This is a genomic window from Microbacterium psychrotolerans, from assembly GCF_031085295.1.
Taxonomy (GTDB): Bacteria; Actinomycetota; Actinomycetes; order Actinomycetales; family Microbacteriaceae; genus Microbacterium; species Microbacterium psychrotolerans.
Genome location: NZ_JAVFWO010000003.1, coordinates 41,013 through 63,999, shown reverse-complemented (window position 1 = coordinate 63,999; position 22,987 = coordinate 41,013). Strand labels below are relative to the sequence as shown.

General features: G+C 71.1%; 21 protein-coding genes. 7 read left to right on the top strand and 14 right to left on the bottom strand.

Features of this window, described 5'->3' with window-relative positions; translation table 11 throughout:
- Positions 1-10 precede the first annotated feature (10 nt).
- Complete coding sequence (locus Q9R08_RS09465) at positions 11-1,594, bottom strand: PucR family transcriptional regulator (RefSeq protein ID WP_308867759.1); 1,584 nt, start codon at positions 1,592-1,594, stop codon at positions 11-13.
- A 167-nt stretch (positions 1,595-1,761) separates the two neighbouring features.
- Here Q9R08_RS09465 and Q9R08_RS09460 point away from each other — a divergent pair, with 167 nt between their 5' ends.
- The 4 genes from Q9R08_RS09460 (at position 1,762) to Q9R08_RS09445 (ending at position 5,926) form a co-directional block, all read left to right on the top strand.
- Positions 1,762-3,330, top strand: a complete 1,569-nt coding sequence (locus Q9R08_RS09460; protein WP_308867757.1) for a CoA-acylating methylmalonate-semialdehyde dehydrogenase — start codon at positions 1,762-1,764, stop codon at positions 3,328-3,330.
- 22 nt (positions 3,331-3,352) lie between these two features.
- Positions 3,353-4,762, top strand: coding sequence for an aspartate aminotransferase family protein (locus Q9R08_RS09455; protein ID WP_308867756.1), 1,410 nt, complete (start codon positions 3,353-3,355; stop codon positions 4,760-4,762).
- A gap of 143 nt (positions 4,763-4,905) precedes the next feature.
- Positions 4,906-5,313 (top strand): transferase, encoded by a 408-nt coding sequence (locus Q9R08_RS09450; protein ID WP_308867754.1) that lies wholly within the window; start codon positions 4,906-4,908, stop codon positions 5,311-5,313.
- A gap of 43 nt (positions 5,314-5,356) precedes the next feature.
- Positions 5,357-5,926: a thermonuclease family protein gene (locus Q9R08_RS09445; RefSeq protein WP_308867752.1), complete on the top strand. Its 570-nt coding sequence runs from the start codon at positions 5,357-5,359 to the stop codon at positions 5,924-5,926.
- 4 nt (positions 5,927-5,930) lie between these two features.
- On the opposite strand, the gene Q9R08_RS09440 is transcribed toward Q9R08_RS09445, so the two are convergent.
- Positions 5,931-6,329, bottom strand: coding sequence for a DUF1304 domain-containing protein (locus tag Q9R08_RS09440; RefSeq protein WP_308867750.1), 399 nt, complete (start codon positions 6,327-6,329; stop codon positions 5,931-5,933).
- Between the two features lie 35 nt (positions 6,330-6,364).
- On the opposite strand from Q9R08_RS09440, the gene Q9R08_RS09435 reads away from it, so the two are divergent.
- Positions 6,365-7,120 carry a LysR substrate-binding domain-containing protein gene (locus tag Q9R08_RS09435; RefSeq protein ID WP_308867749.1) on the top strand — a complete coding sequence of 252 codons (756 nt, stop codon included), beginning with the start codon at positions 6,365-6,367 and terminating at the stop codon, positions 7,118-7,120.
- A gap of 196 nt (positions 7,121-7,316) precedes the next feature.
- Here Q9R08_RS09435 and Q9R08_RS09430 read toward each other — a convergent pair whose 3' ends face one another.
- The 4 genes from Q9R08_RS09430 to Q9R08_RS09415 all read right to left on the bottom strand — a co-directional run bounded on the left by Q9R08_RS09430 (position 7,317) and on the right by Q9R08_RS09415 (position 13,073).
- A complete protein-coding gene (locus Q9R08_RS09430) occupies positions 7,317-9,806 on the bottom strand; it encodes a CHAT domain-containing protein (RefSeq protein WP_308867748.1) in 2,490 nt (829 codons plus the stop codon).
- A 70-nt stretch (positions 9,807-9,876) separates the two neighbouring features.
- Positions 9,877-11,925 (bottom strand): S8 family peptidase, encoded by a 2,049-nt coding sequence (locus Q9R08_RS09425; RefSeq protein WP_308867747.1) that lies wholly within the window; start codon positions 11,923-11,925, stop codon positions 9,877-9,879.
- Between the two features lie 73 nt (positions 11,926-11,998).
- The gene (locus Q9R08_RS09420) at positions 11,999-12,466 is read right to left on the bottom strand and encodes a hypothetical protein (RefSeq protein ID WP_308867746.1); all 468 of its coding nucleotides are present in this window, start codon (positions 12,464-12,466) and stop codon (positions 11,999-12,001) included.
- Positions 12,456-13,073 (bottom strand): RNA polymerase sigma factor, encoded by a 618-nt coding sequence (locus tag Q9R08_RS09415; RefSeq protein WP_163617665.1) that lies wholly within the window; start codon positions 13,071-13,073, stop codon positions 12,456-12,458. The genes Q9R08_RS09420 and Q9R08_RS09415 overlap by 11 nt, the downstream gene beginning before the upstream one ends.
- A 124-nt stretch (positions 13,074-13,197) precedes the next feature.
- Between Q9R08_RS09415 and Q9R08_RS09410 the strand changes: the two genes are divergently transcribed.
- The gene (locus Q9R08_RS09410) at positions 13,198-13,941 is read left to right on the top strand and encodes a glutamine amidotransferase-related protein (RefSeq protein WP_308867745.1); all 744 of its coding nucleotides are present in this window, start codon (positions 13,198-13,200) and stop codon (positions 13,939-13,941) included.
- A 2-nt stretch (positions 13,942-13,943) separates the two neighbouring features.
- Here the strand turns inward: Q9R08_RS09410 and Q9R08_RS09405 are convergent, their stop codons facing one another.
- The 4 genes from Q9R08_RS09405 to Q9R08_RS09390 all read right to left on the bottom strand — a co-directional run bounded on the left by Q9R08_RS09405 (position 13,944) and on the right by Q9R08_RS09390 (position 17,782).
- Positions 13,944-14,744, bottom strand: a complete 801-nt coding sequence (locus Q9R08_RS09405; RefSeq protein ID WP_308867744.1) for a tryptophan-rich sensory protein — start codon at positions 14,742-14,744, stop codon at positions 13,944-13,946.
- A gap of 75 nt (positions 14,745-14,819) precedes the next feature.
- Positions 14,820-15,305, bottom strand: a complete 486-nt coding sequence (locus Q9R08_RS09400; protein WP_308867743.1) for a glutaminase — start codon at positions 15,303-15,305, stop codon at positions 14,820-14,822.
- Complete coding sequence (locus Q9R08_RS09395) at positions 15,302-16,501, bottom strand: cation:proton antiporter (RefSeq protein ID WP_308867742.1); 1,200 nt, start codon at positions 16,499-16,501, stop codon at positions 15,302-15,304. Before Q9R08_RS09395 ends, Q9R08_RS09400 begins: the two co-directional genes overlap by 4 nt.
- 96 nt (positions 16,502-16,597) lie before the next feature.
- Positions 16,598-17,782, bottom strand: a complete 1,185-nt coding sequence (locus Q9R08_RS09390) for an ABC transporter permease (RefSeq protein WP_308867741.1) — start codon at positions 17,780-17,782, stop codon at positions 16,598-16,600.
- Between the two features lie 65 nt (positions 17,783-17,847).
- On the opposite strand from Q9R08_RS09390, the gene Q9R08_RS09385 reads away from it, so the two are divergent.
- Positions 17,848-18,438: a TetR/AcrR family transcriptional regulator gene (locus Q9R08_RS09385; protein WP_308867740.1), complete on the top strand. Its 591-nt coding sequence runs from the start codon at positions 17,848-17,850 to the stop codon at positions 18,436-18,438.
- A 27-nt stretch (positions 18,439-18,465) separates the two neighbouring features.
- Here the strand turns inward: Q9R08_RS09385 and Q9R08_RS09380 are convergent, their stop codons facing one another.
- The 4 genes from Q9R08_RS09380 to xylA all read right to left on the bottom strand — a co-directional run bounded on the left by Q9R08_RS09380 (position 18,466) and on the right by xylA (position 22,919).
- Complete coding sequence (locus Q9R08_RS09380) at positions 18,466-19,254, bottom strand: GTP pyrophosphokinase (RefSeq protein WP_308867739.1); 789 nt, start codon at positions 19,252-19,254, stop codon at positions 18,466-18,468.
- Positions 19,255-19,327: 73 nt separating this feature from the next.
- Positions 19,328-20,173, bottom strand: a complete 846-nt coding sequence (locus Q9R08_RS09375) for a transposase (protein WP_308867738.1) — start codon at positions 20,171-20,173, stop codon at positions 19,328-19,330.
- A gap of 64 nt (positions 20,174-20,237) precedes the next feature.
- Complete coding sequence (gene xylB / locus Q9R08_RS09370) at positions 20,238-21,542, bottom strand: xylulokinase (protein ID WP_308867737.1); 1,305 nt, start codon at positions 21,540-21,542, stop codon at positions 20,238-20,240.
- A 186-nt stretch (positions 21,543-21,728) separates the two neighbouring features.
- Positions 21,729-22,919, bottom strand: coding sequence for a xylose isomerase (gene xylA, locus Q9R08_RS09365; protein ID WP_308867736.1), 1,191 nt, complete (start codon positions 22,917-22,919; stop codon positions 21,729-21,731).
- Positions 22,920-22,987: the final 68 nt, after the last annotated feature.

Genomic DNA, 22,987 nt, shown 5'->3' with positions numbered 1-22,987 from the left:
CCGGCGCGCGTCAGCGACCGGCGGACCGCCGCACCAGCAGTGCGAGGTGGAGCGCCGTCTGCGTCTCGCCGTCGTCGAGGTCGGCGCCCAGCAGCTCCTCGATGAGGGCGATGCGCTGGTAGAACACCGAACGGGAGAGATGGGACGCCCCCGCCGCCGCGGTGCGGTTGCCCGGGTGCGCGAGCATCGCCTCGAGGACGTCGAGCAGATCGCCCGAACGCGACAGGTCGTGCGCGATGAGCGGCGCGAGCATGCGCTCGCCGTGGTCGAGCACGCGGTGGTCGTCGCGCAGGGCCGCGACGAGCTGCACCAGCGGGCGGTTCTCCGCGCGCCGCAGATGCGGGCCGCGTCCCGCCCGGCGACGCCGGCCGCCGGCGAGATCGACCGCCTCGTGCACCGAGGCGAGGGCTGCATCGATGCCTTCGGCGCCGCGACCGACAGAGACGGTGACCCGTTCGACATCGGCGGCGTCGACGAGGGCTCGCACGAATGCCACCACGGCGGCATCGTCGAACGCGGCATCCGGCGGCAGCGACACGAGCATCGTCGCCGCGGGTGGGGCGACACCGGCCGGCGCCGACCCCGCGAGGGCGCGTCCCCGCAGGGCGCGCGCCGCGGCATCCGCTCGCTCCACCGCGACGGGCGCACCCGACACGACCAGGCCGTACAGCTTCGCGCCACGCAACGGCAGCCCGGCCGCTTCGAGGCGCGCGGCCGCGCCCCCGACGCCCGCGAATCGGCCGGCGAGCAGTCCGTCGACCAGACGCCGGCGCCCGATGCGGACCCATTCGTCGGCGTCCCCGTCGGCGAGACGGCCGACCGCCAGTGCGATGGCTCCCTGCTCGAGCACCGCCATGCGGCCTGCCGCGTGCTCCGGGCCCGGCAGCGCGATGAGATTGCCCCAGCGGATGCCGCGCGCCTCGACGGGAATGATGAGCCAGTCGTCCGCGCCTGCCGCAGCGCCGCGCTGCCGACGCTGCTCGGAGCGCCGGTGGGCCGAGCGGGAGCGCAGCTCCCACTCGGTGAAGAGCTCCTCCTCCATCGCGAGCGGCACCTCGGCCGCCACGACCTCGTAGCCGAGGTTCTCGAGCACGATGGGCGCACCGAGCGTCTGCGCCAGCTGATGCACGATGAAGTCCGCGGGCGAGCCGCGCAGCACGAGGGCAGTGAAGCGTTCGCGCACCTCGTCACGCGCGCGCAGCGCGTCGGTCTGCCCCGTGATGATGCGGCTGTGCACCGCTTCGGTGACGGTGACGAACTTCACCTCGCGGTGCAGCACGATGAGCGCGAGGCCGCGCGCCGCCGCCGCCTCGACGACCACGGCGGGTACGTAGCGGTAGTGGGTGCCGAGCTCGAGCACGAGGCCCGAGAGTCCGGCGTCGGCGAGCTCGTCGATGAACCTCCGCAGGTCTGCGGGCTCCGCAGGCCACGAGGAGCCGGTCGACAGCAGCAGCTCGCCGCCATCGAGCAGGCGGGCGACACCCGCGCTGTCCGAGACGTGGAGCCAGCGCACGCGTGCGTCGAGCGCGTCGTCGCCGACGAGCACCTCGGGAACGCCCTGGGCGACCGCGTCGAGCGCGATCACCTCGCGCACGGTCGGGAGGGTCTCATCTGCGGATCGATCTGCCGGACGATCCGTTTGGATCGTCCGATCTTCGCGACGGTCGGGCACCGTAACCGCCTCTTCTTCTCTGACAGGCTGGGACGCGTCAAGCCTAAAGGATCGCCACACGATCTGTCCGACGCCGAAAGGGATCACCCATGAGCATTGCCGAGAGCGCCGTCGCCACCGCGACCACGGACGCGGATGTGCGGGTGATCTCGCATTGGGTTGATGGTGTGGAGGTGGTGTCGTCGTCGGGTCGGATGGCGCCGGTGTTCAATCCGGCGACGGGTGTGGTGTCGGCCCATGTGGCGTTGGCGGATCAGGTGGAGATCGATGCGGCGATCGCGTCGGCGGTGCGTGGGTTCCGGGTGTGGTCGGGGTGGTCGATCGCGCGGCGGCAGGGGGTGTTGTTCAGCTTCCGGGAGCTGCTGAATGCGCGCAAGCGGGAGTTGGCGGAGATCATCACGGCCGAGCATGGCAAGGTCGTCTCGGATGCGATGGGGGAGATTCTGCGGGGCCAGGAGGTCGTGGAGCTGGCGTGCGGGTTCCCGCATCTGATCAAGGGTGCGTTCAGTGAGAACGCGTCGACCGGTGTCGATGTGTACTCGGTGAAGCAGCCGCTGGGTGTGGTCGGGATCATCAGTCCGTTCAATTTCCCGGCGATGGTGCCGATGTGGTTCTTCCCGATCGCGATCGCCGCGGGCAACGCGGTGGTGCTCAAGCCGAGTGAGAAGGACCCGTCGGCGGCGTTGTGGCTGGCGGCGCTGTGGCAGGAGGCGGGGCTGCCGGACGGGGTGTTCACGGTGCTGCAGGGCGACAAGACCGCGGTCGACGGACTGCTCACCTCACCCGACGTGGCCTCGATCTCGTTCGTGGGGTCGACGCCGATCGCGCAGTACATCTACGAGACCGCGTCGAAGCACGGCAAGCGGGTGCAGGCGTTGGGTGGCGCGAAGAACCACATGCTGGTGCTGCCGGATGCCGACCTGGACCTGGTCGCGGACCAGGCCGTGAACGCCGGGTACGGTGCGGCCGGGGAACGCTGCATGGCGATCAGTGTCGTGCTGGCCGTCGAGCCGGTCGCCGACGAGCTCATCACGAAGATCACCGAGCGGATCGGCAAGCTCAAGATCGGCAACGGCGCCGGGGTGGACGGGGTGGAGCCCGACATGGGGCCGCTGATCACCGACGTGCACCGGGACAAGGTCGCCTCCTACGTCGACATCGCCGAGCAGGACGGCGCCACCATCGTCGTCGACGGTCGTAACTTCACCGTCGACGGGCACGAGGACGGGTTCTTCTTCGGCCCCACCCTCATCGACCACATCCCCACCACATCCCGCGCCTACACCGAGGAGATCTTCGGACCGGTCCTGTCCGTGGTGCGCGTGCAGTCCTACGACGAGGGGCTGGCGTTGATCAACTCCGGCCAGTTCGGCAACGGCACCGCCATCTTCACCAACGACGGCGGCGCCGCCCGCCGCTTCCAGAACGAGGTGCAGGTCGGCATGATCGGCATCAACGTGCCCATCCCGGTGCCCGTCGCCTACCACTCCTTCGGCGGCTGGAAACAGTCCCTGTTCGGCGACGCCAAGGCCTACGGCATCCACGGCTTCGACTTCTACACCCGCGAGAAAGCCATCACCAGCCGCTGGCTCGACCCCGCCACCCGCAACCACTCCGAACACACCGGCATCAACCTCGGCTTCCCCCAGAACAACTGACCTGGATCTCAAGGACTCCCCCATGACCGATACGCTCGCCGACGCCGCCGTCTACACCGACCCGGCCGGTGACCGCCGCCCGCTCCCCGACCGCGAGGCGGAGGCGCGTGTCCGCGCCGACGACCGCGGACACGTGTTCCACTCCTGGAGCGCTCAGGCGCTCATCGACCCGCTGCCGATCGCGGCGGGCGAGGGCTCCACGTTCTGGGACTACAGCGGCAACGCCTACCTGGACTTCAGCTCGCAGCTGGTGAACCTCAACCTCGGTCACCAGCATCCGGATCTCGTCGAGGCCATCCAGCGGCAGGCCGGCCGCCTCGCGACCATCCAGCCGTCGATGGCGAACGATGTGCGCGGCGAGCTCGCCCGCCGCATCGCCGATGTTGCGGGCGACGGCTTCGAGAAGGTGTTCTTCACGAACGGCGGCGCCGACGCGAACGAGAACGCCGTGCGCATGGCGCGTCTCGTGACCGGTCGCCGCAAGGTGCTGTCGATGTACCGCAGCTACCACGGCAACACGACCACCGCGATCTCGCTGACCGGCGACCCGCGGCGCTGGCCGAACGAGCCGGGCGACGGTTCGACGGCGAAGTTCTTCGGGCCCTACCCCTACCGCTCGGCGTTCCACTCGTCGAGCCCGGAGGAAGAGACGCAGCGCGCGCTCGAGCACCTCGAGCAGACCATCGTGCTCGAAGGTGCGTCGACGATCGCCGCCATCCTCATCGAGACCATCGTCGGCACCAACGGTGTGCTGGTCCCGCCGCCCGGGTATCTCGCGGGCGTCCGCGAGCTGTGCGACCGCTTCGGCATCGTGTACATCGCCGACGAGGTGATGGTGGGCTTCGGGCGCGTGGGCCAGTGGTTCGCGTTCCAGGCGTTCGATGTGCAGCCCGACCTCATCACCTTCGCGAAGGGCGTGAACTCCGGCTACGTGCCGCTCGGCGGCGTCGTGATCTCGGACCGCATCGCGTCGCACTTCGACACCGTGTCGTTCCCCGGCGGCCTCACCTACTCCGGGCATCCCCTCGCGTGCGCGGCGGGCGTGGCGACGTTCGAGGTCTTCGAGCGCGACGGCATCCTCGAGCGCGTGCGCGACCTGGGCTCGCGCGTCGTCGAACCCCGCCTGCGCGACATCGCATCGCGGCATCCGTCCGTCGGCGATGTGCGGGGTATGGGCCTCTTCTGGGCGATCGAACTGGTCAAGGACCGCGACACCCGCGAGCAGCTCGTGCCGTTCAACGCGAGTGGAGCGGATGCCGCGCCCGTGGTCGCCGTCGCCGCGGCGTGCAAGCGCGAGGGCGTGTGGCCCTTCACCCACTTCAACCGCGTGCACGTCGCCCCGCCGCTCGTGATCAGCGAGGACGAGCTGGTGCGCGGCCTGGACGTGATCGACCGCGCTCTGTCTGCCGCTGACGAGTACGTGGAAGGCTGATTCGAACCTTCTTCCGGCCCCGCATCCTTCGGGATGCGGGGCCTTCTGCTGCCGTGACCGGATCGTTCCGATGCGCGGGAATGAATCACCGCTGTCCTCGGTTATTCCTGTACTCAGCACTATGTGCTGCTCAGGAGGGGATTGTGGGCAAGAACTACATCGACATCGAGAACGACCGGGGCGAGACGCTGCGCTACCGCAAGCACGTCAACGGTCGTGGCCTCATCGCGCATGGAGCGAAGGTGCACCCGAGCGCCGTCGTCGAAGCGGGGGCGTATGTCGAACCGGGGGTTCAGATCGCCGCGGGCGCTCACGTCGGCCGTGGCGTGTGGGTCGAGACGGATGCCGTGATCGGCCCCGACGTCGAGATCGCCCCGCACGCCCACATCGGTCCGCGGGCCGCTATCGGCCCGCGCGCGAAGATCGGTGTGCGCACGCAGGTCGGCCACGACGCTCGCGTCGCCGGGGGCTCGCTCATCGGCGACGACCAGACGATCGCCGACGGCGAGCGCGTCGCCACCGACAAGCGGGGTCTCCGCCTGGCGGCCTGACGCACGATCGCGAAGCGTCGCGAGCACCGCCTAGGCTCGCGACGTGGTCAGACGCGTCCTCATCGGCATCCTCGTGCTCGTCCTCGCCGGCGCCGCCGTGTGGTGGTTCGCGGGGCGCGACCACGATTCACGGGACGGTGCTGTCGCGCCCCTCGGCGGTGCTCCGACGATGCCCGCGATACCCGCCGACGCGTTCGAGATGACGGTGGAGAGCGTGCACGACGGCGACACGCTGCGCGCCCGCGTCGCGGCGCCGAACGCCGTGGTCGGCGACCTCGAGTCGACGCGCGTCCGCCTGCTCGGCATCGACACCCCGGAGATCTCCCCCGTCGTCGACTGTTGGGGCTCGGAGGCGACCGCGAAGCTCACGGCACTGGTGCCGGCGGGATCGACGATCTGGGTGGCGCCCGACGCCGAGGTGCACGACCAGTACGGCAGGACGCTGCTCTACATCTGGACGCCCGACGGCCGCTTCGTCAACGGGTTGCTCGTCGCCGAGGGTGACGCGCGCGTCGAGATCTACTCGCCCAATCGCAGCCAGGAGGCGGTGCTCCGCTCCCTCGAGGCGACAGCTGTCGCCGGCGGAGCCGGCCGGTGGGGCGCGTGCGACTGAGCGCTCACGCGAACAGGAACAGCACGAATCCGATGAGCGGCAGCGTCCCCTGGATGAGCGCGGGCCGCAGGTACTTCATGCCTGTGGTCAGCAGCACGAGCGCGGCAGCCACCATCGACCCGAGGCTGAACACCACGAGCGCGAGCCCGGCGGCGCGCACGGGGGCGGCATCCGCTCCGGCGAAGATCAGCACGAGGCCGATCACCACGCCGATCGCGAGGAACAGGTTGTAGAACCCCTGGTTGTACGCCATCGGCTTCGTCGTGTCGGCGGCGGCCTGGTCGGCGACGCCGAAGCGCTTCCAGACCTTGGGCTGCGTCCACTGCACGCTCTCCATCACGAAGATGTACACGTGCAGCAGCGCCGCCAGCGCTGCGAAGACCGTTGCGAGGATCGTCACCATGAGCGAACGATAGCGCCCCGGCTACGCTGAACGGTATGGCGAAGGGCGGGTCGCGCGCAGGCGGACGAGGACGAGGCGTCCCGGGCAAGCGTCCGGGCGCCGCATCCGCCTCCGGAGCCAAGGCGAAGCCGACGAAGACCCGCCGCCCGCAGCCGTCGCCGGGCCCGTCGCCGACACCTCCCGCCGAGCCGCCCATGCCGACGACCTTCCTCCTCGGCGCGATCCCCGGCGCGACACCGGGCAAGTGGATCGACACCTGGAAGGAACGGATGCCGCGCACGAGCCTCGAGCTCGTGGCGCTGGCCGTCGCCGAGCAGCGTCGGGCCCTGCGCGACGGCGAGGTCGACGCGGCGCTGGTCCGCCTGCCGATGGACAAGGACGGGCTGCACGTCATCCCGCTCTACGACGAGGTGCCGGTCGTGGTCTGTGCGAAGGAGTCGCACCTGACGGCTGCCGATGAGCTGGACATGGCCGACCTGGTCGGCGAGGTGCTGATCGTACCGGAGGACGACGTGCTCGGGGTCCGCGTGCCCGGCGCCGTCGAGCCGCGGTTCGCTCCCCCGGCAGACACCGCCGAAGCGATCGCGACCGTCGCCGCGGGGGTCGGGATCGTCGTGGTGCCGATGTCGCTCGCGCGGCTTCACCAGCGGAAGGATGTCGAATACCGGCCGCTCCTGGACGGCCCTGCGTCGACGGTCGCGCTGGCGTGGCCCGCGGATCGCACCACGCCCGCCGTCGACGCGTTCGTCGGCATCGTGCGCGGCCGCACGGCGAACTCCTCCCGCGGCTGACCGCGCTGCGTGGGCGAGGGACGCCGCCCCAGTCCCCAGCGCGGCGCCCCTCAAGGATCGGCGCCGAAGACGCGCAGCCCCGACCTGCGTTTTCCAAGGGTCTTCTCCCGCTCCCGACCCCCCGTCGGGAGGCGCGAGCCGTTCCAGTGAGCAGGAGCGGCCGGCATCCGTCCTGATACAGGCTCCGCGGGAATTCTCAGAACCCGGCGCCGTGCACCTGGAACGGGGCGACGATGCCGGTGCGCTCGGATGCCTCCGCCAGGGCTACCGACGGTGCGACACCGGCGGCGAGCCCCTCGTGCATCGCTGCAAGGAGCTCACAGGCCTCGTCGTCGGCGACGACCACAGGAGCGGCCACGACTGATCTGGCGCCCGCGTGCAACCAGACCCGCGTCATCCCCACAGCTTCTTCACCCCATCGGACGGAGGAGCGGCCCACCTCGCACGCGGACAGCACGACGGTGTCCGGAACGTCGGGGATGAGGTCGATGTCGTAGCCGAAGAGCGTGCCATCGGCCAATTCGAGACCCGAGAACATGGGGTTGTCGACCGCGTGCCGCCCATGCGCGGCGATATGAAGCAAGTCCACGTGCGAGGCCAGCGCCGTCACGGTGGCGACGGTCGCGTCGTCGCTCCCCAGCACCTCTCTGCGTCCCCAGGCGGCCGACGCCGAGGACACCTCCTCGTCACCACGCGCGACGCGCGGGCCGGTGGCGAATCCCGCCATGACCGGCGCGGGCACATCCCGGGACCGCTCGCGGATCCACGCCGCGACCGACTGCGCAACGGAGATGGGGCGACGGCGTGTCGCGGGAAGCATCGTCCAGGGGACTCCGGCCAGTACGCCCGGTGCAGTGATGAGAATGCGTTCAGCACGTGCCAGAGCACCGATCGGTGCGCAGAGGATGCTCGAGAGCGTATTCAGACGATCCTGCAGGCCGCGTCGAACCACCATCGCCATCGGCCCCTCGACCAGTGTCGCCGCCATGTCGAGATCTGCGCGCAGTCCGCTGAGTGCGGAGCGCGCCGCGGTCCAGTCCAGCTCCACCAGGTCCGATCGTCCACGTGAGACCGCGAGCGCCGCGAGCCGGATGCCGTCGAAGACGTACGTGACCAGCAGGTCGCTCTCCCCCAGTTCCGCCGTCGCGTCGCCGAGCGAGACTCGTGCGCGAAGCTCGCCCGCGGCCGTCTGCGACCACTGCCGTTGGCGGGCGCGGTCGCTGAGCAATGCGGCTCGCGGCGTCAAGAGCCACTCGCCGTCCGGATGAGACGTGCGCAGCACCCGCAGCTCCGCGAGATCAGCAGCGAGCTCGGGGTCTGGCGGGGGTCGGAGTGGAAGGAACGAACCGCTCTGCGCGCGGGCCCTCTCCGACCATTCGAACACAGCCGCGTGGCTTCCCGACCGTAGCGCTGATGTCAGGCCCGTAGTGATGAGCCCCGCCCCTCGCATGGCGGCGGAGACTTGGAGGTCGAGGCTGCCGACCGCCCGGCGTGTCCGGTCCAGCAGATCGAGACCTGCCGCCGCGTGCCGCCGGGCATCCGCTTCCCGCCCGGACGCAGCCGCCTGCGCCGCGCGCATCTCATGCGCGAGCAGCCCGACTTCGAGTGGCGTACGGCGCCCGACGCGGACGACGGGCCGGGGCGCGCGTCGACCCAAGCGGATCCGCGCCAGCGCTTGCGTGAGCCGGAGCGCCTCCGCCTCTGCACCGAAGCCATGCTCCTGCAGGGCGTCGGCCACTTCGTCGACCTTCCTGGGAGAAGGAAGTCGTCGGGTCAGCCGCACGGGCGACCCCGTGCGGTCGATGCGCCCGACCGCCAGACGCGCACGCAGCCCGATCGCCTCCGCGCGAACCGCCCAGCCCGAGCTGCCGATCGCCGCGAATCGCCTGGCCGACGCCGCCGCCACCTCAGCCGCGCGCTCGGGGTCGTGGCTGAGCAGAGATCGCGCGAGGTGGTAGTCCGCGGTCGCACGGTCGCGCGGTGCACGATGGCGACCGAATGCCGCCGAGACGGCGGAAAGGCTCCGCTCGGCCTCCGTCACCAGCCCGGCCTCCCGGAGTACCTCGGCGCGATCGAGTTCGTTCACCGCTGCCCACATCTCGGACTCGTCGTCGAGCGGCTCACGGACGGACTGCATCGTCCGCAACGCCGACACCAGATCGCCCGCCAGCATGGACGTATAACCGCGATTGTGGACCGCGAGATTGGCTTCGGTGATCATTCCAGCCGCGCGGTAGGCCTCCTCGGCCGCGACAAGATCGGCCATCGCGGACTGAAGCCGGCCGCGTTGCATGTCGACCAGGCTGCGGTTCATCCGCATGTTGGCCTGACGCACCGGCTGGTCGCTGAGCCCTCGAATGCTCTTGTCGAGCCACCCCGCGGCCTCGTCGAGCAATCCCCGCTCGAGCGCGAGCGAACCCAGCTGACCGTGCAGCTGCGCGATTGCGGCGTCCGACAATCCTTCACGGCTGAGGGCTTCGAGACACAGCCGCTCTCCGCCGTCGACGTCACCCAGCCGGGCCAGCACGTAGGCCGTCGTCCCCGCTATGCGCGCGCCCAGCTCGACGTCGCCTTCCGCCTCCGCCCGCGCCGCGCCTGTGGCGAGCACGCGGCGCGCGTCCACGAACCTGCCACGCGTCGCGAGATGCCATCCCCGCTCGTACAGCTGTGCGCCGGTCGCCCCCACACAGCAATGATGGACCCCCGAGAGGGACGAGTGCGACCGGCGAACGGGCGTCGCCGGTCGCGCGACGTCTCTAGGGCTGCGGCTGGACCGGACGTGCGGCCCGACCGACCGCTTGTGCAGCCTGACTGTGTGCACCGTCGGGAGCCTGCTGCGAAGACGACATGTCGCGCATCTTCACCCACCTGAGCGCCGCGTCGATCGGGTCGCCGGGCACCGCTGCGGACTTGGCCGACGTGGACCCCATGAGTGACGGCGCGAGGGCGCGGGCGATGCGGCCCGCGACAAACGGTGCCGCGAACGACGTTCCGCTCCAGATCGCGTAGCCGCCTGAGAAGTCGTCGGGGTCGAGGCTCTGCCGGCGGCGATTCTCTCGGTCCGCGCGAGTGCCGGCCTGAACGCCGCCCTCGAACTGCGGGAACGCGCTGACGACGGAGGTCCCGGGAGCGAACGTCGTCACCCACTGTCCGATGTTGCTGTACAGCGCGACCGACGTGGCCTGGGGGTTGAGGGCCCCCACGGCGATGTGTGGGGCGATGTCGTGGGGCTCGGTCAGTCCCAGCTCCGGATCGCCGCCCGCCCAGAGCGCAGCCGGGAACGCCGGCCGGTTCGTCGCGTCGTTTCCCGCGGAGCAGACGACGACGCAGCCTCTGCTGCGCAGCGCCACCAGCGCCTTGTGCAGCCTCAGACTGAACCGTCCGTCCTCCGGCGTCTCGTGGTAATAGCCGAGCGAGAGGCTCACCACGTCGACGACGTTGCGCTCCTTGTCCGAGTCCATCCAGAGTGCAAGGTCCTCGAGCGCATCGATCAGTTCGCTTTCGAGCACCGCGCCGTTGCTGTCGGCGACACGGATCGAGATGAGATTCGCCTCCGGACACACCTGACGGATGATGCCGCAGACGAACGTGCCGTGCCCGGACGCGGCGTCGAGGAACCCGTCGAGGGGGCCGGACTGATCGCCGTATGTCTCGGGATCCGTGAGCGGATCCTCGACACCGATGACGTCGCCCGTGCCGGTCTTCCACGGGAGTCGACGGCGGACGAGTACAGGATCGAGTCCGTCGATGGTGTCATCACCCTCGTCCTCGATGTCGTCGAAACGCGCGGGCCCGGACCGTTCGGGCCGGGTCTGCGGGCCCGGCTCGGCGGGGAGCCAGGGATGGATGCCGCACCCGGTGTCCACGACGGCGACGACGGGCCGGCGGCCACCCTCCGCCACCGCGCGGGTGCGACGAGGCGGTGTGCCGAGGAACGACACGAGTTCGAGCCCGCCCGTCCCGGGATAGGCGTAGCCCGCGGTGCCGCTGGGGTTGGTCATCCCATGCGGGTTCGTCATCCCGTGCGGGTTCGTCATCCCGTGCGGGTTCGTCATCCCGTGCGGGTTCGTCATCCCATGCGGATTGACCCCCACCGGGTCGATCGTCAGAACGTGGTCGAGGCTCACATTGCGCAATGCGCCCGTGTCGGCAGACGGCACCGCCACCAACGGCGCCCGGGGGGCCCGCGATCGGGTCTCGGCGCGAACCGGGTCAGCGGCGCGTGCGGCTGCCATGGCCACGTCGCGACGCACCTCGCGACGGAGCTGCCGAATCCGCTCCTCGCTCACCCCCAGGGCGGCAGCGTCGTCATCGGACAGCGCGCGCGGATCGGTCTGCGCGCCACCGGCCGCCTCACCGTCCTCGGAGGAATCGGCCTTCTTCTTCTCTGCCGCGATCCGGTCCCGCTCTTCTCGGATCCGATTCTCGAGTTCCGCCTCCTCGATGGCCAGACGCCGCGCGTGCTGGAGCAGCCGCCACGCATCCACGGCGGGAACCGGCTCGTCGTCGCGGTTGTCGCTCGGAAGCTGGATGATCCGCGCCCTCGTCAAGGCGGGCTCGTCGTCGCGGACCGGCCGGACCTCCTCGAGATCGAGCTCCCATCCCAGTTCATGCGCCGCCGCGAGCAGCGCCCCCTCCGCTTCCGTCGGCTCGCCGGAGATGAGCAGATGGCCGGGAGCGTACGCCGACGGGAACGCCTGCACGCCGGGCACGACATCCCGACCGGGATCGAGCGGCACTCCCCGCGGCGCGCCGGCCTTCACCCGGTCGCGCCACGATCCGCCGACTGCTCCGTCGTCCACCATGTCTTCTCCTCACACACAGCGGATCCGCGGCCCCCAGGCCGCGGCATCCGTCTCCCGTACTTCGAACTGCTGGTCAGACCTCGAACTGAGGCGTCTGGAAGTCGCGCAGCGCGCCGTCGGCGTCACGCACGACGAGACGGAGCCGCGCCACCCCTGGCGTGACCTCGTCGAAGGCGAACCGTCCGTGCTCGCCCGGTTCGGCCGACCATTCGCGGTCGCCCTGCACCAGCCGGATGGCGAGTGCGGCGGCATCCACCCATCCGTCCACGCGTCGATCGCCGCTCTCGGTCGCAGTCACGTGCAGCAGCACGCTGGTGGTGCCGTCGCTGAACTGCAGCGTCGCGGTGTCGGTCTCGCCGCGGACGGCGGCGAGAGTCCCCTCGACAAGCGTCAGCAGCGCGTACTCGCGCGAGAGGTCCTCGACGGCGACCGCGGCCACCATGCGGTCGACCAGGTCGGCCGGCACGGGGTCGACCTCCGCCCACATCCGGCGCATGCGTGCGAAGAGCGCGGCGTCGGCCGCGAAGTCCTCAGTTTCCATCGTCGTCACCTCTCCATCCGTCGCCCTCGAGGACGGCGCGAAGCTTTGCGAGGCAGCGCTGGCGGGTCGGTCCGATCGATCCGATGGGCATCGCGAGGTCCTCTGCGATGCGGGCATAGTCGGGGCGGTCCTCGAACGCGACGATCCGCAGCAGGCGCTGGCATCGATCGTTGAGCGTGGCGACCGCTGTCCAGAGGCGACGGGTCTCGTCGTCCTGCGCCGCGGTCTGCTCGGCGGATTCGTGGACAGGAAGGTGCGGTTCGAGCGACTCGGCCTCGGTGGCATCGGCGCGCCGATGCTGCTTGCCGACCCGCCACGCCTCGCGGCGCGCGCACATCGTGAGCCATCCCGACACCGCGAGCGGGTCGTTGATGGTCTCGTGGCGGCGTACCAGCGTCAGCCAGGTCGTCTGCACGACGTCCTGTGCCAGCGCAGGGTCGACTCCGTACGCCCGCACGACGTGCCACAACGGCGGCGTCATCAGGCGGACGAGCTCGTCCATCGCACGGCTGTCACCTTCACGCCACCGCACGAAGAGTGCGGCGGCGCGCTCCCATCGCGCCGGCTCCGCGGAGTCGACGGATGGCTCGGCGCCGGCCTGCGTCATAGCGCCCATTCTGTCCACACCATGCCCGAGCGCGATAGTGCGGGTTTGATACACGAATACCGGCCGAATACGGCGGATGTCGCCTCTTTCGCGCGCGCTGCGACCCGAGACCTAGAATTCGTGCATGACGACCGCGCCGCTGCTCTATGTCTGCGTGCGGCCGCAGCTGGGCGCGGCGGCCGCCGAGTACGAGTCGTTCCGGGCCGCGATGCGCGTCGACGAGAGCCGGCTCGCACGTCACGACCTCGTGCGCGAGCCGCTGCCCGACGACGTCTTCGAGCGGTACGCGGGTTTCCTGATCGGCGGCAGCCCCTTCAACGTCACGGACCCGGAGTCGACGAAGACAGACGCGCAGCGGCGCCTCGAGGCCGACCTGGCGCGCATCGCCGAAGCCACGGCCGACGGCGGAGGACCCGCGTCGCTGTTCACCTGCTACGGGATCGGTATCGCGACCCGCACGCTCGGCGGAACCGTCAGCCGCGCGTTCCCCGAGGACACCGGCCCGGTTGCTGTGGAGCTCACCGCGGATGCCGCGAGCGACCCGCTGTTCGGAGCACTGGCGCACCGCTTCACCGCGCTCACCGCCCACAAGGAGGGCACGGAGTCGCCCCCGCCCGGCGCGGTCCTGCTGGCACGGAACGACGGATGCCCCATCCAGGCTTATCGGGTCGGCGACAGGCTCTACGCGACCCAGTTCCACCCCGAGCCGACCACCAAGGCGTTCACCGAGCGCATGGCGGCGTACCGCGACGACGGCTACTTCGACTCCGCGGACTACGACGCGATCGCGGGCCGCGTGCTCGCGGCATCCGTCAGTCAGCCGGCGCGTCTGCTGCGCGCGTTCGCCGAGCGTTTCGGTCCCGCCTGACCTCACGCCTCGGCGTTGCGGACGGCCGTCGCCTCGCGGAGGACCGTGCCCACGATCGCAGAGCCGAGGATCAGGACGGCGACGACCACGGCCGTCCAGCCGATCGCCGCGCTGGAGGGTTCGCCGGTGAGACGACCCACCGCCAGCCAGATCAGCCCCCACGCGAGGGCGAGCGCAGGGCCGAGCCGCCATCGGCTCGCCGCCTCGATGCCGAGCCCGACGACGGCGACCACGATGAGTACGACGACGCCCCACAGCTCGGCCGCGTCCCCCCACTCGGGCGGCGCGATGGACGTCAGCCAGGCGGCGATGTTCGCGACGGTCGCCAGCGTCACCCACCCGAGGTGCAGGCCGGTGACACCGTCTACGAGCAGCCGGTCGGCCCAGCCGTCCGCCGGCTCGATGACCGTGCGGTGGAAGGTGACGCCGAGGAGGGCCAGCAGCACGATGATGGCGAGGACGGTGAGTGCCAGCGAGCCGAACTGGGCGGTGACCAGCCACAGCCCGTTGAGGGCCATCGTTCCGGCGATGAGCCAGCCGAGCGCGCGCTGTCGTTCACTGCCCCGCTGCCGGGGCAGCGCCTGCCAGATCGTGTACGCGAAGAGGCCGAGGTAGATCGCCGACCAGATCGAGAACGCGGGTCGCGCGGGTGCGAGGTACGAGCCGTCCTGGTCGAGTGCCCCCTCCTGCAGATCCTGCACGGCGGTACCGCCGAACAGGCCGGTGCCGACCATGGCGGCGACGATCATGAAGCAGAACGCGCTGATGACGACGATCTGTCGAGTGAGATCCCGTGCGGCCATGCTCACACGCTACGGCCGCCCCTCGCTCCCGCGGAGCGCATTGACAGGTCGCGCTCCGGCCGATAGCAGGCCCTGTCAGGCGCCAGGTGGAGGGTCGAGCAGCAGTGCCACCCGCTCGGCGAGATATGCCTCCAACGGCATGAGTCCCCCGGCCGCGCTCCACCGCACGCGCGGCATGCCCTCCACTGCGACGAGGGGGCCGGACTCCCCGCCGGTGTCGAGGACGTCGGGCTGCAGCATCCGCCATCCGACGTGCACGATCTCACCCTCCGCGAACCCGCCGCGCCGGGCGGCTGCGGCGAGCTCGGCGCGCTGCCGTTGGGACTCGGCGGTGTAGCCGCGCCGGGCCTCCTGACGCGCGCGGACGATGTCTCCCGTCGCGAGCACGGCGTCGTCGGTGAGCAGCAGCACGCCCAGGTGCCACGCGCCACCGCGGCGCTCGACGCGCGGGGCGCGCGCGACCCCGAGGATGCGCCGCGGCACGACGACCTCCCCGAGCGCTTCGCGCGGGGCGCCGGCGAGCCGCGCGCGGACGGCGTCGAAGAGCTCGAGGGTGCTCACGCCATGTCGTCCTCGAGAGCCGGAGTGGCCTTGACCCGCTCACCGCGCAGCGCCATGCCGATGAGGGGGAACAGGAGGACCGACAGCATGCCGCCGGCGACGAGCACGGTCTGGTGCGCAGTCGTCAGGATGTTCTCGTCGACCCCGATCTGCGTGACCGCGACGATGACGGGCAGCCCGGTGGCGCCGAGCAGTGCGATGGACACCCGATCACGCCGCGATGATCCCACCGGAGCGGCGAGGGTCGACGGCAGCCCGCGGACCAGCAGCAGCGCCACGAGCACGACCGGGACCAGCAGGAACGTGCTCGGGTCCTCGAGGAGTGCCTCCAGGTCGAAGGTGACCCCGGTGTAGATGAAGAAGATCGGCACGAGGAAGCCGAACGCGACACCTTCGATCTTGCTCTCGACTGCTTTGCGGTCGGGCTCGGACGCATCGCGCATGAGGAGGCGCCAGATGATGCCGGCCGTGAAGGCGCCGAGCAGCATGTCGAGGTCGAGGGCGATGCTGAGCGCCACGAGCGCCGAGAGGATGACGAAGACCACGCGGATCGCGAACTGCCCGGACGTGTGCAGCGTGGAGCTCACGAACGCGTGCATCGCGCCCCGCGGAACGCGGAACGCGAGCCAGATGGCGAGCCCCGCGAACGCCGCGAAGAGGGCGAGCACGACGGTCGACACACCGGGTTCGCGGCCGCCGAGGAAGATCGAGATCGCGATGAGCGGACCGAACTCGCCGACGGCGCCGATGGCGGCGACGGCCTTGCCGAATGGCGTGGGCAGCTCGCCGGCGTCGCGGAGGATGGGCAACAGGGTTCCGAGAGCCGTCGAGCACAGCGCGACGCCGATCACGATCGCCGCCTCGCCGGACGCGAGCAGGAAGCCCGCGGCGATGCCGGCGGCGAGGCTGATGAGCCACCCGAGGGTCGCGCGGCGACCGAGGCGGCCGCGGAAGGACCCGAACTCGATCTCGGTGCCCGCGACGAAGAAGAGCATCGCGAGCCCGAACTCCGACAGGGCGTCGATGAACTCGCTCGGCACCGCCCAGCCGAGCACGGCGGGACCGACCAGGATGCCGAGCACCAGTTCGAACACCACGACCGGGACGCGTATCCACCGGCCGATCCCCCGCGCCAGCAGTGGCGCGAGCACCGCCAGGATCGGGATCACCAGCAGCGTCGGTTCGAGGTCGTCCACGCGAACAGACTAGCCACGCGCCTCGCCGCGCGAAGACTGGTTCCGGCGCCGCCCGTCGGGGCGACGCCGGAACACGTGCATCGAGGTCGCGGCGGGTCAGCGCGCGAGCGGCTCGGCCGGTTCGAGTGATGGCGCTGACGCGCCCGACGTCGGTGGCTCCGCGGGCTCGAGCTGACGCTCCGGCGGCGTGAGCTCGGCGCGCGTGCGCTGGTGTCCGACGAGCGCGAGCACGACACCGCCCACGAGCCAGGCGCCCAGGATGATCCACTGCGCCGCCGTGGCCGCATCCGGGAAATACATCACCGACCGCAGCAGCGTCGCCGACGCGCCCGGCACGAAGAACTGGCCCACCGCACCCCACGGCTCCGGCAGGAACTGCGGCGGCATCGCGGCACCGGCGATCGGGTTGGCGATGAACATCGTGATGATCGCGCCGACGGCGATACCGGGAGGACCCATCAGCGCCGCGAGGCCGATGATGAGCGCCGACGTGGCGCTCACGCCGAGCCCGATGACGGTGGCGTTCATCAGCCAGTCGCCCGTCAGCATCCCGAACCAGGTCTGCATGACGAGCGTGATCAGCGCGCCCGCGACAACACCGAAGACGACCAGTCCGATGAGGCGCCGCACGACCCCCTGCACGAGCAGCGTCAGCAGGATGCCGCCGAGCATGCCGCCCAGCACGAGCGGGAAGACGGATGCCGCGAGCCCGGCGCCGGTGCTGTCGCCCTCGGCGAGCGGCACGACGTCGGTGACGGTCACGGTCGGGATCTCGGGAGCGGATCCCGTCGCGCCCTCGGGCACCTGCGGCATCTGACCGGACTTCAGCGCGCCGACGATCGCGATCAGCTGCTCGGTCAGGGCCGCTTTCGCGGTGCTGTCTATCTGCGTCTGGAGCTGGGTCGCCACGCCGCGGAGCGCCGCAGCCGCGACCGGGCTCGCGGCGGTCGCGATCAGCACCTCGGGATCGTCGCCGAGCAGGATGGCGCCGTAGAGCTCGCGCGATTCGATCTGCGAGACCGCGTCGTCGCGCGAGCCGACCTCGCTGAGGTCGAAGGGCGCGGGCTCCTGCTCGGCGAGCTTGTCTTCGACGGCGCTCACCGCCTCGGCCGGCCCGGAGATGCCGACCGGCAGGTTCTGCGGCTGCGATGTGGCGGCCGGCCAGACGAAGGCCATCACGATGACGGCCACGATGACGGATCCGAGGAGCCCGAACGCCGCAGCGACGGGCCAGCGGGTGGGGCGTGCCGGGGTGGCCCGGCTCTCGCGATGAAGGGACATCGCGACCTCCTTAAAAAGAATGACTGTTCTGTTTGCCACCATAACAGAATCGCTATTCTGTTTCCATGCCCAGAGTCTCGGACGCCTACCGCGAAGCCCGCCGTGACGAGATCGCCCGCGCCGCCCTGCGTGTGCTCGAGCGCAACGGCGTGCGCGACACCTCCATCGCCGACATCGTCGGAGAGTCGGGTCTGTCGACCGGGGCGATCTACTCGCACTTCTCCAACAAGGCCGAGCTCGCCCGCTACGTCGTCGGGCGCTTCCTGCTGCCGCGTATCGACGCGCTGGAGGCGGCGGGCACCCGCAACGAGATCGTCACGCCGCGCCAGGCGCTGCGGGGCATGCTGTCGGCCTTCAGCGAGGCCGGGCTGTCGACCTCGCTCGTGCTCCAGTTCTGGGGTGAGGCGATGGTCGAGCCCGGACTGCACGAAGAGATGCTCCGCACCGCCGGGCGCCTCCGTGCGTCGCTCTCGCTCGCCATCGGACCGTGGGCGCGCGCGCAGACGACGGACGAGGCGGATGCCGAGGCCCTGGCGGCCGACACCGCACGGTCGATCGCGGCCCTGGCACAGGGCTACATCGCCAACACGGCGGTGTTCGGCCCGCGCTCCGTCGAGGACTACCTCACCGGCACCGGCGCCGTCCTCGCGAGCTGACCGCGCCCGCCGGTTCGTCGAGCGGCGTCAGACCGGGCGGGCCTTGTCGTCGCCGACATGCGGTGGCGCGGGCGCCGGCGCCGGAGCGACGCGCTCGGTGATCTCCCGGACGGCCAGCGGAGCCGTCTGCCCGGCGCTGCCGCCGCGGATCTGCCGATGCAGGCGCTCCATGCGGGCGTCGAGCTCGGCGGCGGTGTCGGCGGCGTCCTTGAGACTCGCCAACAGCTCGTCGGGCACGCGCGTGGCGTACTTGTAGTAGATCTTGTGCTCGAGGCTCGCCCAGAAGTCCATGGCGATGGTGCGGAACTGAACCTCGACCGGCACCTCGATGCGCCCGGTCGAGAGGAAGACCGGCACCTCGAGGATCGCGTGCAGGCTCTTGTAGCCGTTGGGCTTGGGCGAGGCGATGTAGTCCTTCACCTGCAGCACCCGCACGTCGTCCTGGGCGGTCAGCAGGTCGAAGAGGCGGTACACGTCGGCGGTGAAGCTGCAAGTGATGCGGATGCCCGCGATGTCGGTGATGCGCCGGCGGATCGACGCGAAATCGCCGTCGATGCCCTTGCGCTGCACCTTCTCGACGAGGCTGTCGGGCGACTTCACACGACTCGAGACGTGCTCGATCGGGTTGTAGTCGTGGGTCAGCAGGAACTCGTCGCGCAGGATCCCGATCTTCGTCTCGACCTCCTGCAGCCCGAAGCGGTACTCCATCATGAAGCGCTGCAGTTCGTCGCGCAGCTCCCTGAGTTCGCTCGGGGAGACCGTGATCTCACCCTCGTCGGACGCCGTCGCGGGCACCAGCGGTGCGGGAGTCGCCATGCGATTCACGCTAGGGGGCGGCCCTACGAGAGTCCTGTGAAAGACGGATGCCGCGGCCCTGCGCGGCGGCACCTCACGCGTCGTCGAGGGCGCGCTGGGCGCGCTCGGCCTCCTTCGCCGCATCGCGCGCCTTCGCCGCCGCCGCGGAGTGCTCCCGGTCGACGACCACGAGCTTCTCCACTGCGGCCTGCTCGTCCTTCTCGAGCGCGGCGAGGTCGCGGCGGAGGTCGTCGATGCGCTCGCGCACGTGGTCGACCCGCTCCTGCGCCTTCGCGCGGCGGGCGTCGACCCGGGCGAGCTCACGCTCCGCCTCGTTCGCCAGGCGCTCCGCCTCGCGCGCGGCCTTCTCCGCCGCCTTGCGGGAACGGCGCTCCGCGAGGTCGTCGCGCGGCGGCGGCGTGACGACGCCGGGCATCGACCCGCCGACCGCGTCGGCGAGCGTGCCGGGCTCGATGTCACCGGCCTCCAGCGGCGTGACGAGGCGGGCCGTCATGACGGCAGCGGCGGCTGCGGCATCCATCACCGCGGCATTGATGGTCTTCTCGACGTCCTCGCGCGCGGCGGCGCTCAGCGTGCCACCCGCATCCTCGGCCAGGCCGACCGCCTGCTGCGCGAGCGCGGCGACGAGCTGGCGCCGCTGCTTGCCGAGGCGCGCCAGCTCGGCGCCGTCGAGGTCGTCCTGCGCCTCGCGCAGCGCCGCCGACAGCTCGATCGCGTCGGCCAGCTGCCCCTCGCGGGCGAGCAGGTTCACGGCCCACGCCGCGACGGTCGGCTTGCGCAGCGCCTTGATCCGCTTGGCGACGTCTCCGGCCGCCATCCCGGCGCGAGCGTTGCGGGCGGCCGTGAACTCCGACGGCGGCAGGGCGTAGAGCTCGGCCGCGACGGCGTCGAGATCTGCGTCTGCGTCGGCCTCCGGCATCCGCCCATTCTTGCGCGTGAGGCCGCGCTCGCGCGCCCCTGTCCCCGCGCGCCGGCCAGGACCGTCAGGCGGAGAGGACGGATGCCGCCTGCCGCGCGGCGCCGAGGGCGACGTACTCCCCCGGCTCGGGTACCTCGACGGGAAGCCCCAGCACCAGCGGCGCGATCTCGCGCACGGCGCCCGATTGCGCGCCGCCGCCGATGAGCAGTGCGCGCTCCAGCGGAACGCCCAGGCCGCGCAGCGCCGCGAGTCCGGCGGCGAGCCCCGACAGCATGCCCTCGACGGCGGCACGCGCGAGGTTCTCGCGCGTCGTCGAGGCGAGGGTCATGCCGGTGAGCGATGCCGTCGCGTCGGGCAGGTTCGGCGTGCGCTCGCCCTCGAAGTACGGCACCAGCTGCAGGCCCGCAGCGCCCGGTTGGGCGGCGAGGGCGAGGCGCGACAGCTCGGCGTGGTCGACACCGAGCACGCGCGCGATCGCGTCGAGCACACGCGCGGCGTTGAGCGTCGCGACCAGCGGCAGGAAGCGCCCGGTGCAATCGGCGAACCCGGCGACCGTGCCGGTCGGGTCGATCGTACGCTCCTCGCTCACCGCGAAGACCGTTCCGCTCGTGCCGATCGACACGACGACATCGCCAGGCCGGGCGGCGAGCCCCAGGGCCGCGCCCGCATTGTCGCCGGTACCGCCGCCGACGCGGCGGCCGGCGGCATCCGTCACCCACTCGTCAGGACCGAGCACCCGCGGGAGCACCGCATCGTGACCGAGCGCCGCGACGAGGAGGTCCCGGTCGTACCCGCCGGTCGCGGGATCCCAGTAGCCGGTTCCCGAGGCGTCCGACCGGTCGGTGACGAGCTCGTCGAGGACCGGGCCTCGTGGCGACTCGCCCTCGGGGCCGAAGCCGCGCAGCCGCCAGGTGAGCCAGTCGTGCGGGAGCGCGACGGCGGCGACACGAGCGGCGTTCTCGGGCTCGTGGTCACGCAGCCACCGCAGCTTCGTGATCGTGAAGGATGCCACCGGCACGAGGCCCGTCCGGCGCGCGAGCTCGTCGGCACCGAACTCCGCCGTGAGGTCGGCCGCCGCCTGTGCCGAGCGGGTGTCGTTCCAGAGCAGGGCGTCGCGGACCACCCGCCCGTCGGCGTCGAGCGCGACCATGCCGTGCTGCTGCCCGCCGACCGCCCACGCCTCGACGTCGTCCACGCCGCCCGCATCGGCGAGCGCCGCCTGCAGCGCCGTCCACCACGCCTCGGGGTCGACCGCGGTGCCGTCAGGGTGCGACGCACGCCCCTGCCGCACGACGGTGCCGGTGGCGGCATCCGTGATCACGACCTTGCACGACTGCGTCGACGAATCGACGCCCATGACCAGCGTCATCGCGCTTTCCTTTCATTCGCGCCGTCCCCGCTCGCCCGTTCGCCCGCGAGCCCGCGAGCCCGCTCGACCGCGAGAGTACAGCTGGCGGACGAGGAGCAGGGAGGTTGCCTACCCTTCGTCCACCAGGCGTTCTTTCGCGGCCGGGCGAGCGACCGGGGCCGGGACGGACGCGGAGGGACGGATGAATCAGCCGCGGGCGCCGAGCAGGTGCTCGGTCGCGAGCTGCTGCAGGCGGACGAAGCCGAAGCCCTTGCCGCCGAGGTAGGCGTCGGCGTCGAACTCCTCGTACGCCGAGCGGTCGGCCAGGAAGTCGTCGTACGACTCGCCCTCGTTGAGCGTCGGGATCGACAGCTCCGCGACGCGGGCGGCCTCGAGCGCCTCCTGCACCTCAGGGTCGGCGCGGAAGGCCGCGGCGCGCTCCTTGAGCAGCAGATAGGTGCGCATGTTCGCGGCGGCCGAGTCCCAGACTCCGGTCTCGTCCTCGGTGCGCGACGGCTTGTAGTCGAAGTGGCGCGGGCCGTCGTAGGCGGGGACGCCCCCGGGGCCGCCGTTCTCGAGCAGATCGACGAGCGCGAACGCGTTGTGCAGGTCGCCGTGACCGAACACGAGGTCCTGGTCGTACTTGATGCCGCGCTGACCGTTGAGGTCGATGTGGAAGAGCTTGCCGTGGTACAGCGCCTGGGCGATGCCGGCGGCGAAGTTCAGTCCCGCCATCTGCTCGTGGCCGACCTCGGGGTTGAGGCCCACGAGCTCGGGGCGCTCGAGCGAGTCGATGAACGCGATCGCGTGACCGAGCGTCGGCAGCAGGATGTCGCCGCGGGGCTCGTTGGGCTTCGGCTCGATCGCGAAGCGGATGTCGTAGCCCTTGTCGGTCACGTAGTCGCCGAGCAGGTTCACGGCCTCGCGGTAGCGCTCGAGCGCAGCGCGGATGTCCTTGGCCGAGTCGTACTCGGCACCCTCGCGGCCGCCCCACATGACGAAGGTCTTGGCGCCCAGCTCGGCACCGAGGTCGAGCTGACGGAACACCTTGCGCAGCGCGAACCGGCGCACCTGGCGGTCGTTCGACGTGAACCCGCCGTCCTTGAAGACGGGGGCCGAGAAGAGGTTGGTCGTCACCATCGGCACGATGAGGCCGGTGTCGGCGAGCGCGCCCTTGAGGCGGTCGATCTGGGTCTGGCGCTCGGCATCCGTCGAGCCGAACGCGAACAGGTCGTCGTCGTGGAAGGTGAGGCCGTAAGCGCCGAGCTCGGCGAGCTTCTCGACGGCGTGGACGACGTCGAGGGCGGGGCGGGTCGGTCCGCCGAAGGGGTCGGTGCCGTTGTAGCCGATGGTCCAGAGACCGAACGAGAACTTGTCGGCGCGGGTAGGGGTGGGCATGACGCTCCTTTGCGAGAAATGTTGCTGACGACAACCTATACCAGAACGGATGCCGCGTCCACTGCGCG

Excerpts from the sequence above, each read along its gene's own strand:
- Q9R08_RS09380 (WP_308867739.1), bottom strand. The coding sequence starts at position 19,254 with ATGGCGACTCCCGCACCGCTGGTGCCCGCGACGGCGTCCGACGAGGGT.
- Q9R08_RS09435 (WP_308867749.1), top strand. The coding sequence starts at position 6,365 with ATGGCGAAGGGCGGGTCGCGCGCAGGCGGACGAGGACGAGGCGTCCCG.
- Q9R08_RS09385 (WP_308867740.1), top strand. The coding sequence starts at position 17,848 with ATGCCCAGAGTCTCGGACGCCTACCGCGAAGCCCGCCGTGACGAGATC.
- xylA (WP_308867736.1), bottom strand. The coding sequence starts at position 22,919 with ATGCCCACCCCTACCCGCGCCGACAAGTTCTCGTTCGGTCTCTGGACC.
- Q9R08_RS09460 (WP_308867757.1), top strand. The coding sequence starts at position 1,762 with ATGAGCATTGCCGAGAGCGCCGTCGCCACCGCGACCACGGACGCGGAT.
- Q9R08_RS09390 (WP_308867741.1), bottom strand. The coding sequence starts at position 17,782 with ATGTCCCTTCATCGCGAGAGCCGGGCCACCCCGGCACGCCCCACCCGC.
- Q9R08_RS09415 (WP_163617665.1), bottom strand. The coding sequence starts at position 13,073 with ATGACGCAGGCCGGCGCCGAGCCATCCGTCGACTCCGCGGAGCCGGCG.
- Q9R08_RS09420 (WP_308867746.1), bottom strand. The coding sequence starts at position 12,466 with ATGGAAACTGAGGACTTCGCGGCCGACGCCGCGCTCTTCGCACGCATG.
- Q9R08_RS09410 (WP_308867745.1), top strand. The coding sequence starts at position 13,198 with ATGACGACCGCGCCGCTGCTCTATGTCTGCGTGCGGCCGCAGCTGGGC.
- Q9R08_RS09425 (WP_308867747.1), bottom strand. The coding sequence starts at position 11,925 with ATGGTGGACGACGGAGCAGTCGGCGGATCGTGGCGCGACCGGGTGAAG.
- xylB (WP_308867737.1), bottom strand. The coding sequence starts at position 21,542 with ATGACGCTGGTCATGGGCGTCGATTCGTCGACGCAGTCGTGCAAGGTC.
- Q9R08_RS09375 (WP_308867738.1), bottom strand. The coding sequence starts at position 20,173 with ATGCCGGAGGCCGACGCAGACGCAGATCTCGACGCCGTCGCGGCCGAG.
- Q9R08_RS09455 (WP_308867756.1), top strand. The coding sequence starts at position 3,353 with ATGACCGATACGCTCGCCGACGCCGCCGTCTACACCGACCCGGCCGGT.
- Q9R08_RS09440 (WP_308867750.1), bottom strand. The coding sequence starts at position 6,329 with ATGGTGACGATCCTCGCAACGGTCTTCGCAGCGCTGGCGGCGCTGCTG.
- Q9R08_RS09405 (WP_308867744.1), bottom strand. The coding sequence starts at position 14,744 with ATGGCCGCACGGGATCTCACTCGACAGATCGTCGTCATCAGCGCGTTC.